The organism is Nocardioides halotolerans DSM 19273, assembly GCF_000422805.1.
Classification (GTDB): domain Bacteria; phylum Actinomycetota; class Actinomycetes; order Propionibacteriales; family Nocardioidaceae; genus Nocardioides; species Nocardioides halotolerans.
In genome coordinates this window covers 382074-392483 of sequence record NZ_KE383922.1, presented here as the reverse complement: position 1 = coordinate 392483, position 10410 = coordinate 382074, and the positions used below count along the sequence as shown (strand labels likewise).

At 73.3% G+C, this 10410-nt stretch carries 11 protein-coding genes (1 of these 11 cut by a window edge); 1 reads left to right on the top strand and 10 read right to left on the bottom strand.

The features are described from left to right. The 10 genes from G514_RS0112495 to argC all read right to left on the bottom strand — a co-directional run. Positions 1-244, bottom strand: partial view of a DNA-3-methyladenine glycosylase gene (locus G514_RS0112495; protein ID WP_028652017.1) — the beginning only. The gene continues 365 nt to the left of window position 1, outside the view; the window shows 244 of its 609 coding nt (coding positions 1-244); its start codon is at positions 242-244; the stop codon falls past the left edge of the window. Then, a complete protein-coding gene (gene argH, locus G514_RS0112490; protein ID WP_028652016.1) occupies positions 237-1676 on the bottom strand; it encodes an argininosuccinate lyase in 1440 nt (479 codons plus the stop codon). Before argH ends, G514_RS0112495 begins: the two co-directional genes overlap by 8 nt. Next, positions 1673-2152 carry an NUDIX hydrolase gene (locus G514_RS0112485; protein ID WP_036564636.1) on the bottom strand — a complete coding sequence of 160 codons (480 nt, stop codon included), beginning with the start codon at positions 2150-2152 and terminating at the stop codon, positions 1673-1675. The genes argH and G514_RS0112485 overlap by 4 nt, the downstream gene beginning before the upstream one ends. Beyond that, positions 2152-3585 carry an argininosuccinate synthase gene (gene argG, locus G514_RS0112480; RefSeq protein ID WP_028652014.1) on the bottom strand — a complete coding sequence of 478 codons (1434 nt, stop codon included), beginning with the start codon at positions 3583-3585 and terminating at the stop codon, positions 2152-2154. The genes G514_RS0112485 and argG overlap by 1 nt, the downstream gene beginning before the upstream one ends. Positions 3586-3658: 73 nt before the next feature. Next, positions 3659-4189, bottom strand: a complete 531-nt coding sequence (locus G514_RS0112475; RefSeq protein WP_028652013.1) for an arginine repressor — start codon at positions 4187-4189, stop codon at positions 3659-3661. Beyond that, positions 4186-5124 carry an ornithine carbamoyltransferase gene (gene argF / locus G514_RS0112470; RefSeq protein ID WP_028652012.1) on the bottom strand — a complete coding sequence of 313 codons (939 nt, stop codon included), beginning with the start codon at positions 5122-5124 and terminating at the stop codon, positions 4186-4188. Before argF ends, G514_RS0112475 begins: the two co-directional genes overlap by 4 nt. Then, entirely contained in the window at positions 5121-6305 is a 1185-nt protein-coding gene (locus G514_RS26535; protein ID WP_036564828.1) for an acetylornithine transaminase, read from the bottom strand. Before G514_RS26535 ends, argF begins: the two co-directional genes overlap by 4 nt. Continuing rightward, positions 6305-7252, bottom strand: coding sequence for an acetylglutamate kinase (argB, locus tag G514_RS0112460; protein WP_028652011.1), 948 nt, complete (start codon positions 7250-7252; stop codon positions 6305-6307). The genes G514_RS26535 and argB overlap by 1 nt, the downstream gene beginning before the upstream one ends. Continuing rightward, positions 7249-8400 carry a bifunctional glutamate N-acetyltransferase/amino-acid acetyltransferase ArgJ gene (gene argJ, locus G514_RS0112455; RefSeq protein ID WP_028652010.1) on the bottom strand — a complete coding sequence of 384 codons (1152 nt, stop codon included), beginning with the start codon at positions 8398-8400 and terminating at the stop codon, positions 7249-7251. Before argJ ends, argB begins: the two co-directional genes overlap by 4 nt. Next, a complete protein-coding gene (gene argC, locus G514_RS0112450; RefSeq protein WP_028652009.1) occupies positions 8397-9443 on the bottom strand; it encodes an N-acetyl-gamma-glutamyl-phosphate reductase in 1047 nt (348 codons plus the stop codon). The genes argJ and argC overlap by 4 nt, the downstream gene beginning before the upstream one ends. 104 nt (positions 9444-9547) lie before the next feature. Here argC and G514_RS26530 point away from each other — a divergent pair, with 104 nt between their 5' ends. Then, the gene (locus G514_RS26530; protein ID WP_028652008.1) at positions 9548-10384 is read left to right on the top strand and encodes a maleylpyruvate isomerase family mycothiol-dependent enzyme; all 837 of its coding nucleotides are present in this window, start codon (positions 9548-9550) and stop codon (positions 10382-10384) included. Positions 10385-10410 lie beyond the last annotated feature (26 nt).

Here is a 10410-nt window from a genome sequence, read left to right as displayed (position 1 = left end):
ACACGTGCATGCCGTAGGTGAAGTAGCAGTAGAGGCGGCCGGGCGGCCCGAACATCACCTCCGTCCGCGGCGTGCGGCCGCGGTAGGCGTGCGAGCCCGCGTCGTTCGAGCCGTCGTAGGCCTCGACCTCGGTGAGGCGCAGCGCCACGGTGCCGTCGTCGGTCGTGTGCCGCAGCTCCGCGCCCAACAGGCGCGGAGCGACATCCAGGACCGGCCCCGCGAGGACCGCGCGCAGGTCAGCCAAGGCGCGCGTGCACCCGCTCCACCGCGGCGGTGAGCTCCTCCAGCTGCTCCGCGACCCGGGCGGGCGCGGTGCCGCCGCGACCGTCGCGCGAGGAGACCGACCCCTCGACGCTCAGCACCTCGCGGACGCCCGGCGTGAGGTGGGGCGAGACGTCGGCCAGCTGCTCGTCGGTGAGCTCGTCGAGCTCGCAGCCGAGCTCCTCGCACCGGCGCACGCAGGCGCCCGCGACCTCGTGCGCGACGCGGAACGGCACGCCCTCGCGCACCAGCCACTCCGCGACGTCGGTCGCCAGCGAGAACCCCTGGGGTGCGAGCTCCGCCATCCGGGCGGTGTCGAAGTCGAGCGTCGCGACCATGCCGGTCACCGCGGGCAGGAGAACGGCCAGGGTGTCGACGGAGTCGAAGACCGGCTCCTTGTCCTCCTGCAGGTCGCGGTTGTAGGCCAGCGGCAGCGCCTTGAGGGTGGCGAGCAGCCCGGTCAGGTTGCCGACCAGCCGGCCCGCCTTGCCGCGGGCGAGCTCGGCGATGTCGGGGTTCTTCTTCTGCGGCATGATGCTCGACCCCGTCGACCAGGAGTCGTGCAGCCGGACGAAGCCGAACTCGCGCGTCGACCAGAGGATGAGGTCCTCCGCGAGCCGGCTGACGTCGACGCCCACCTGCGCCGTGACATAGGCGAACTCCGCCGCGAAGTCGCGCGAGGCGGTGCCGTCGATGGAGTTGGGGCTGGTGCCCCTGAAGCCGAGCTCGGACGCGACCAGCGCCGGGTCGAGGCCCAGGCTGTTGCCGGCCAGCGCTCCCCCGCCGTACGGCGACGCGGCCGCCGTGCGACCCCGCCAGTCGGCCAGCCGCTCGGCGTCGCGGACGAGGGGCCAGGCATGGGCGAGCAGGTGGTGGCTCAGGAGCACCGGCTGCGCGTGCTGGAGGTGGGTGCGGCCGGGCATGACCGCACCGAGGTGGTCCCGCGCCTGCCCGGCCAGCGCGTCGACGAGGTCGAGCAGCAGGTCGTGCAGGTGCAGCGACTGGTCGAGCAGGTAGGTGCGCAACAGGGTGGCGATCTGGTCGTTGCGCGAGCGTCCGGCCCGCAGGCGACCCCCGAGCTCGTCGCCCACCTCGGCGATCAGCAGGCGCTCGAGGGCGCCGTGCACGTCCTCGTCGGAGGGGTCGGGCAGGAGCTCGCCCGCGTCGTAGCGCCGGGTGAGGGCGTCGAGGCCGTCGTGCAGCGCCTGCTCGTCCTCGGCGGTCAGCAGCCCCGCGGCGGCCAGCGCCTTGGCGTGGGCGTGGGAGCCGGCGATGTCGTAGCGGGTGAGCCGCCAGTCGAAGTGGGTCGAGCGCGACAGCTCCTCCAGCTCGGGCGAGGGGCCGGACGCGAACCGGCCGCCCCAGAGCCGGCCACTGCCCGTGTCCGTCCCGGTGTCGTCGGAGGACTCGGTCACGACGCTCCCTTCACGACCGCGATGGCCTTGCGCATGATGTCCGGCAGGTCCGGCGCGGCGGCGGTGCCGTCGGCCGCGAGCTCGTCGGGGAACCACCAGGCCGCGGTCGTGAGGTTCCCGATCTCGGCCTCCTCCAACCCGTCGAGCCGGACCTCGACGTCGCGGTCGAGGGCGATCGCGAAGAACGTCGAGTGGCTGCGGTAGTCGACGCCGTCCCAGGAGAAGTCGTGGGTGCCGACGTGCACCGGCGGGGACAGCGCGACCGGTGACACGACGATGCCCGTCTCCTCGCGGAGCTCGCGCAGCGCGCCGTGCTCGGTGGACTCCCCCGGCTCGACGGCGCCGCCGATCGAGACCCAGTGCCAGTCGTCGGGGCGGGCGGGGTCGCGGCCGTGGAGCAGCAGCACCTCGCCGAGAGGGCTGACCGGCAGCACCCGCGCGGCCGTGCGGTGGACCCGGGCTCGTGGGGCGCTCATCAGTCGGTGCCGAACTCCATCGCCGCGTTGTCGAGCGCCTCGTCGTCCAGGCCGTCCTCGAGCGTGGGGTTGGCGGTGATGCGCTCCCCGCCACCGGCCGGCAGCTCGCCGAGGAGGACGCCGTGCTCCACGAGGACCTGGCCCTGGTCGAGCGGCTGGGTGGCGTAGAGCTCGAGCATCGAGCGCGAGTCGGCGATGTCGAGGTTGCGCATCGTGAGCTGGCCGATCCGGTCGGTCGGGCCGAACGCCGCGTGCTCGGTGCGCTCCATCGACAGCTTGTCGGGGTGGTAGGAGAAGTTCGGCCCGTCGGTGCGCAGCACCGTGTAGTCCTCGCCGCGCCGCAGCCGCAGCGTCACCTCACCGGTGACCACGGAGGCCACCCAGCGCTGGAGCGACTCGCGCATCATCAGCGCCTGCGGGTCGAGCCACCGCCCCTCGTAGAGCAGCCGCCCCAGCCGGCGGCCCTCGGCGTGGTAGTTGGCGATGGTGTCCTCGTTGTGGGTCGCGTTGAGCAGCCGCTCGTAGGCGATCCAGAGCAGCGCCATGCCGGGCGCCTCGTAGATGCCACGCGACTTGGCCTCGATGATGCGGTTCTCGATCTGGTCGGACATGCCCAGGCCGTGCCGGCCGCCGATCGCGTTGGCCTCGTGGACGAGCGCCACCGGGTCGTCGTACGCCGTGCCGTTGACCGCCACCGGCCGGCCCTGCCGGAACGCGATCGTGACGTCCTCGGTGTCGATCTCGACCGCGGGGTCCCAGAACCGCACGCCCATGATCGGCTCGACGACCTCCAGCGACGCGTCGAGGTGCTCGAGCGTCTTGGCCTCGTGGGTGGCGCCCCAGATGTTGGCGTCGGTCGAGTACGCCTTCTCCTTGCTGTCGCGGTAGAGCAGGCCGCGCTCGGTGAGCCACTGGCTCATCTCCGCGCGGCCGCCGAGCTCGTGCACGAAGTCCGCGTCGAGCCACGGCTTGTAGATCCGCAGCTCGGGGTTCGCGAGCAGCCCGTAGCGGTAGAACCGCTCGATGTCGTTGCCCTTGAACGTCGACCCGTCGCCCCAGATGTCGACGCCGTCCTCGTGCATGGCCCGCACCAGCATGGTGCCGGTGACGGCCCGGCCGAGCGGCGTGGTGTTGAAGTAGGCGCGGCCGCCGGAGCGGATGTGGAACGCGCCGCACGCCAGCGCGGCCAGCCCCTCCTCGACCAGCGGGGTCTTGCAGTCGATCGCGCGGGCGATCTCGGCGCCGTAGTCGAACGCGCGCGCCGGCACGCCGGAGACGTCGGGCTCGTCGTACTGCCCGATGTCGGCGGTGTAGGTGCACGGGACCGCGCCCTGGGCGCGCATCCAGGCGACGGCGACCGAGGTGTCGAGCCCGCCGGAGAACGCGATGCCGACGCGCTCTCCCTTGGGGAGGCTGGTGAGGACCTTGCTCATGCCTTTCGGGGCCCCCTCGGAATCGCGGTCCGGAGGAGCGCAGCGGGGGAGGTGAGCGATTTCGTGGGGTGGTTCATGGGTGTCCGTTCGTGGGGGGTGCCGACGCGAGGTCGAGGAAGCGGCGGGCGAGGTCCTCGCCGCCGACGGGGTCGCGGCCGATGACCAGCACGGTGTCGTCGCCGGCGATGGTGCCGAGGACCTCGTGCAGCTCGGCCTTGTCGAAGCCGGAGGCGAGGTACTGGGCGGCGCCCGGCGGGGTGCGCAGCACGACCAGGTTGGCGCTCGACTCCGCGGAGACGAGCAGCTCGGCGCACAGCTTGGCGAGCCGGGCCTGGCCGGAGGCGGTCTCCACGGGCGCCGCGGGTCGCCGGTCGCCGCCCTCGGCGGGCACGGCGTAGACCAGCGCGCCGGAGGCCGCCCGGATCTTCACGGCGTCGAGCTCGAGCAGGTCGCGGGAGAGGGTCGCCTGGGTGACGCTGACGCCCTGCTCGGCCAGCATCGTGGCGAGCTCGCCCTGCGACCGCACCTCGTGGTGGGTCACGAGGTCGACGATCTGCTGGTGGCGGGCGTTCTTGGTGCCGGGCCGCAGCGTGGACTCGGTCACGGCTGCTCCGCCGACCGGGCCACGAGGAACGCCATGACCGCCTTCTGCGCGTGGCGCCGGTTCTCCGCCTCGTCCCAGACGACGCTCTGCGGCCCGTCGATGACCTCGGCGGCGATCTCCTTGCCGCGGTAGGCCGGGAGGCAGTGCATCACGATCGCGTCGTCCTTGGCGCGGGCCAGGAGATCGGTGGTCACGGTGTACGACGAGAAGACCGCCTCGCGCGCGGCCTTCTCCTCCTCCATGCCCATCGACACCCAGGTGTCGGTGACCACGACGTCGGCGTCCTGCACGGCCGCCTCGGGGTCCTCGGAGCCGGAGACCGCCCCGCCGGTCCGCGCGGCGATGGCGGCTGCTCGGGCGAACATCTGCTCGCTCGGCCGGTAGCCGTCGGGACCGGCCACCCGCACGTGCATGCCCGCCGAGGCGCCCGCGAGCAGCCACGAGTTGCCCATGTTGTTGGCGGCGTCGCCCACGAAGGTGACGGTGAGCCCGGTCAGGTCGCCCTTGTGCTCGCGCACGGTGAGCAGGTCAGCGAGGAGCTGGCAGGGGTGGAACTCGTCGGTCAGCGCGTTGACCACCGGCACGCCGGCGTAGGACGCCATGGTCTCGAGGTCGGACTGCGCGAAGGTGCGCCACACGATCGTCGCGACCTGGCGGCCGAGCACCCGGGCGACGTCCTCCACGGACTCGCGGACGCCGATGCCGGCCAGCTTGCCGTCGACCAGCATCGGGCTGCCGCCGAGCTCGGCGATGGCGGCGCCGAAGGACACCTGGGTGCGCAGCGTGGGCTTGTCGAAGATCATCGCCACCGACTGCGGCCCGGCGTAGGGGCGCGCGTCGTGGGGTGCGGCCTTGAGCCGCACGGCGAGGTCGAGGACCTCGACCTGCTCGGCCGGGGTGAGGTCGTCGTCTGCGAGGAAGTGGCGCACGGTCATGAGACACCTCCCTGGGTGAGGATGGTCGGCCACGCGTCGAGGAACGCGGCTGCATCCTCCTCCGTCAGGACCAGCGGCGGTGCGAGGCGGATCCGTGTCGGCGTGGGGTTGTTGACGATGAAGCCCGCCTCGAGCGCCGCCGCGAAGACCTCCGCGGCCCGCTCGCCGGCCAGGTCGAGGCCGATCAGGAGCCCCTCGCCGCGCACGTCGGTGACCCGCGGGTCGGCGGCCAGACCCTCGCGCAGCTGCTGCCCGACGACCCGGGCGCGCTCCAGCAGCCCCTCGGCCTCGATCGTGCCGATCACGGCCAGCGCGGCGCTGCACGCGACCGGGTTGCCGCCGAAGGTGGTGCCGTGGTTGCCGGGCTGGAGCAGGTCGCCGGCCGCGCCGACCGCGAGGCACGCCCCGATCGGGAAGCCGCCCGCGAGCCCCTTGGCGACGGTGACGACGTCGGGGCGGACGCCCGCGCCGAGCGAGTCGAGGTGGTGCGCGAACCACGCGCCCGTGCGACCCATCCCGGTCTGCACCTCGTCGAGCCACAGCAGCGCGCCGTGCTCGTCGGCGATCCGCCGGGCCGACGCGAGGTAGCCGGCCGGCGGCACCTCGACACCCGCCTCGCCCTGCAGCGGCTCGAGGAGGACCGCCGCGGTCTGGTCGGTCACGGCGTCGGCGAGCGCCTGCTCGTCGCCGTACGGCACGAACGTCACGTCGCCGGGCAGCGGCTCGAACGGCTCGCGGTAGGCGGCCTTGGAGGTGAGGGCCAGCGCGCCCATCGTGCGGCCGTGGAAGCCACCCTCGGCGGCCACGACGTGCGTGCGGCCGGTGCGACGGGTGAGCTTGAACGCCGCCTCGTTGGCCTCGGTGCCGGAGTTGGTGAAGAAGACCTTCCCCGGGCCGGCGTCGAGCAGGGCGAGCAGCTTCTCGGCCAGCCCGATCTGCGGCTCGGTCGCGAAGAAGTTGGAGACGTGGCCGAGCGTCTGCAGCTGGGTCGTCACCGCGCGCACCAGGGCCGGGTGGGCGTGACCGAGCGCGTTGACGGCGATGCCGCCGAGCAGGTCGACGTACTCCGTGCCGTCGGCGTCCCAGACGTGGGCGCCCTCACCGCGGACGAGGGTCAGCCTGGGCGGGCCGAAGGTGTTCATCAGGCTCCGGGCGTACCTCGCGGCGTACCGCTCCTGCATCACGACTCCCCCTGCGCGGCGGCTCGGGCCCTGCGGGTCTTGGTCTCGACGTCCGGCAGCACCTGCGTGCCGACGCCCTCCTTGGTGAACAGCTCGAGCAGGACGGCGTGCGGCTCGCGGCCGTCCACGACCGTCGCGCGGGAGACGCCCGCCTGGACGGCGTCGAGGCACGCCTTCATCTTCGGCACCATCCCGCTCTGGAGGGTCGGCAGGATCTCCGCGAGCGACTCCGGGCTGATCTCGCCGATCACGTCCTGCGAGGTCGGCCAGTCGAGGAAGAGCCCCTCGACGTCGGTGAGGACCAGCAGCTTCTCGGCCTCCAGCGCGACCGCGAGCGCGGCGGCCGCGGAGTCGGCGTTGACATTGTGGACGGTGCCCTCGACGTCGGGCGCGACGCTGGACACCACGGGGATCCGGCCGGCCTCGATGATGTCGAGCACCGCCTCGGGGCGTACGTCGACCACCTCGCCGACCAGCCCGAGGTCGACCTCCTCGCCGTCGACGACGGTGTTGGCCTGCCGGGCGGTGAAGAGACCGGCGTCCTCTCCGGAGAGTCCGACGGCCAGCGGGCCGTGCTCGTTGATGAGCCCGACCAGCTCGCGCTGCACCTGGCCGACCAGCACCATGCGGACGACGTCCATCGCCTCCGGCGTGGTGACCCGGAGCCCGCCGCGGAACTCCGACTCGATGCCGAGCTTGTCGAGCATCCGGCTGATCTGCGGCCCGCCCCCGTGCACGACCACGGGCTTGAAGCCCGCGAACCGCAGGAACGCGACGTCCTCGGCGAAGGCCCGCTTCAGCACGTCGTCGGTCATGGCGTTGCCGCCGTACTTCACCACGACGATCTTGCCGTGGTACTGCTTCAGCCACGGCAGCGCGGCGGCCAGCACCGACGCCTTGGCGCGCTGGGTCTCGGGGTCGTCGGGGTCGCCGGGGTGTGTGCTCATGAGGAGTACGCGCTGTTCTCGTGGACGTAGGCGTGGGTGAGGTCGTTGGTCCAGACCGTGGCTCGCTCGGTGCCCGCCTTGAGGTCGATGGTCACGGTCACCTCGCGTGCGGACAGGTCGACCTCGGCGGGGTCGGCGTGCGGCTCGGAGCCCCGGCAGACCCAGACGCCGTTCATGGCGACGTCGAGGTCGGCGGGGTCGAACGCCGCCCGGGTGGTGCCGATGCTGGCGAGCACGCGGCCCCAGTTGGGGTCCTTGCCGAAGACCGCCGCCTTGAACAGGTTGCTGCGGGCCACGCTGCGGGCGACCTCGACGGCGTCGTCCTCGGACGCGGCGTTGAGCGCGGTGATCGCGATGTCGTGGTCGGCGCCCTCGGCGTCGCGGAGCAGCTGCATCGCGAGGTCGGTGCAGAGCTGGGTGAGCGCCTCGGTGAAGTCCGGCAGCGGAGGAGTGATCCCGCTGGCGCCGCTGGCGAGCACGGTGACGGTGTCGTTGGTCGACATGCAGCCGTCGGAGTCGAGCCGGTCGAAGGACACCCGGGTGGCCGCCCGCAGCGCCGTGTCGAGGTCGGCGGCCGGCACGACCGCGTCGGTGGTGATGACGACGAGCATCGTGGCCAGCTGCGGCGCCAGCATGCCGGCGCCCTTGGCCATGCCGCCGACCGACCAGCCACCGCCGTCGACCACCGCCTGCTTGGGCACCGAGTCGGTGGTCATGATCGCCTCGGCCGCGTCCTGGCCGCCGTCGGCCGACAGCCCGGCGTACGCCGCGTCGACGCCGCCGAGCAGCGCCGTGCGGTCGTTCCTCAGGCCGATCAGCCCGGTCGAGCAGACGACGACGTCGATCGCGCCGATGCCGAGGTGCCCGGCGACCCGCTCGGCGACCGCGTGCGTGGTCTGGAAGCCTTCGGGCCCGGTGTAGCAGTTGGCGCCACCGGAGTTGAGGACCACGGCCCGGACCGTGCCGTCCTTGACGACCTCCTGGCTCCACAGCACCGGGTTGGCTTTGCAGCGGTTGGCGGTGAACACGCTGGCGGAGTCGTGGGCCGGCCCGTCGTTGACCACGAGCGCGACGTCGGCCTTCCCGCTGCTCTTGAGCCCCGCGGCGACGCCGGCGGCCCGGAAGCCCTGGGGGTGAGTGACGCTCATGGGGCGAGTCCGATGGTGGTGAGGCCCAGCGTCTCCTCGAGGCCGAGGGCGAGGTTCATGCACTGCACGGCGGCGCCGGCGGTGCCCTTGGCGAGGTTGTCGACGGCGCCGACGGCCACCAGGCGGCGCGCCGCCTCGTCGACGGCGACCTGCAGGTGGACGGCGTTGCTGCCGGCGACGGCCTTGGTCTGCGGCCACTGGCCCTCGGGCAGCAGGTGCACGAACGGCTCGTCGGCGTAAGCCTTGTCGTAGGCCGCCCGCACGTCGTCCGCGCCCACGCCCTCGCGCAGGCGGGCGGAGCAGGTGGCGAGGATGCCGCGGGGCATCGGCACCAGGACCGGGGTGAAGCTCACCGTCACCGTGCCGGACCCGCCGGCCGCGTCGGGGAGCAGCCCGCTGAGGTTCTGGGTGATCTCGGGGGTGTGCCGGTGGACGCCGCCCACGCCGTACGCCGAGGCGTTGCCCATCAGCTCGCTGCCGAGGAGGTGCGGCTTGGCGGCCTTGCCGGCGCCGCTCGTGCCGGAGGCGGCGACGACCACCACGTCGTGCTCGACCAGGCCGTCGGCGACCGCGGGCACCAGGGCGAGCGTGGAAACGGTCGGGTAGCACCCCGGGACGGCGATCCTGGTCGCGCCGGCGAGCCGGGCGCGCTGGCCCGGCAGCTCGGGCAGGCCATAGGGCCAGGTGCCCGCGTGGGCGCCGCCGTAGAACTGCTCCCAGGCGGCCGCATCGGCGAGGCGGTGGTCCGCGCCGCAGTCGACGACCACGACGCCCTCCCCCAGCGCGGCTGCGAGAGGTCCCGACTGGCCGTGCGGGAGGGCGAGGAACACGACGTCGTGACCGGCCAGGGTCGCGGCCGTGGTCGGCTCGAGGACGCGGCCGGCCAGCGGGAGGAGGTGCGGCTGGAGCGCGCCGAGGGTCTCGCCGGCGTTGCCGCCGGCGGTCAGGGCACCGATCTCGACGTCAGGGTGCGCCAGCAGGAGGCGCAGCAGCTCACCGCCGGCGTACCCGCTGGCTCCGGCGACGGCCACCCTCGTGCTCATGCTGCATGACTATACAGATATCAGTATGTCCATGCACGACCAGGGCGGCCCGCGAGACGCAAACCCGGTGCGGCCCGTCGGTGGGCCTCACTAGCGTCACCGGCATGCCTCGACTGGAGTACCCCACCTACCTCGACCACATCCGCACCGAGTCGGCGCGGTTCCGCGCCGCGCTGGCCGACTGCGACCCGGCCGCGAAGGTGCCGACCTGTCCCGACTGGGACGCCGCCGACCTGCTGTGGCACCTCGCCGGGGTGCAGCTGTTCTGGGCGAAGGTGATCCGCCACCGGCCCGCCTCTCCCGACGACCCCGCGATCGGCAGCGAGGACGCCGCGGAGCGGCCGGCGTCGTACGCCGAGCTGCTCGACGCGTTCGACGACTACTCCCACGCGCTGGCCACCGAGCTCGAGCGGGCCGACCCCGAGGCCGAGGCGTGGCACTGGTCGGGCGACCTCCGCGTGGGCACGTCCTACCGGCGCCAGGCGCACGAGGCCGCGATCCACCGGATCGACGCCGAGCTGACCGCCGGCCTCGCCGTGACACCGCTCGACGCGGCCCTCGCCGACGACGGCGTGGCCGAGGCGCTCGGGGTGATGTACGGCGGGGCGCCGGAGTGGGGCTCCTTCACCGGCTCCGGCGAGACGATCGGGGTGCACCTGAGCGACACCGGCACCCGGCTGCTCGTCGAGCTCGGCGCGTTCTCGGGCACCGACCCCGACAGCGGCACGACGTACACCGACGAGGACGACATCGCGCTCGTCGACGACGGCGCCGACCCGCTCGCCACCATCACCGGCACCGCCGCCGACCTCGACACCTGGCTGTGGAAGCGCGACCCGGCGCTGCTGCCCGGCAAAGGAGCGGACGACCGGATCCGCGTCGACGGCGACCGGATCGCCTGCGAGAAGCTGCTCGCGATCCTGGGGCAGCCGATCAACTGACGCCGCGGGCGGGTACACATGGACCC

Excerpts from the sequence above, each read along its gene's own strand:
- G514_RS26530 (WP_028652008.1), top strand. The coding sequence starts at position 9,548 with ATGCCTCGACTGGAGTACCCCACCTACCTCGACCACATCCGCACCGAG.
- argJ (WP_028652010.1), bottom strand. The coding sequence starts at position 8,400 with ATGAGCGTCACTCACCCCCAGGGCTTCCGGGCCGCCGGCGTCGCCGCG.
- G514_RS0112485 (WP_036564636.1), bottom strand. The coding sequence starts at position 2,152 with ATGAGCGCCCCACGAGCCCGGGTCCACCGCACGGCCGCGCGGGTGCTG.
- argC (WP_028652009.1), bottom strand. The coding sequence starts at position 9,443 with ATGAGCACGAGGGTGGCCGTCGCCGGAGCCAGCGGGTACGCCGGCGGT.
- argB (WP_028652011.1), bottom strand. The coding sequence starts at position 7,252 with ATGAGCACACACCCCGGCGACCCCGACGACCCCGAGACCCAGCGCGCC.
- argG (WP_028652014.1), bottom strand. The coding sequence starts at position 3,585 with ATGAGCAAGGTCCTCACCAGCCTCCCCAAGGGAGAGCGCGTCGGCATC.
- argF (WP_028652012.1), bottom strand. The coding sequence starts at position 5,124 with ATGACCGTGCGCCACTTCCTCGCAGACGACGACCTCACCCCGGCCGAG.
- G514_RS26535 (WP_036564828.1), bottom strand. The coding sequence starts at position 6,305 with ATGCAGGAGCGGTACGCCGCGAGGTACGCCCGGAGCCTGATGAACACC.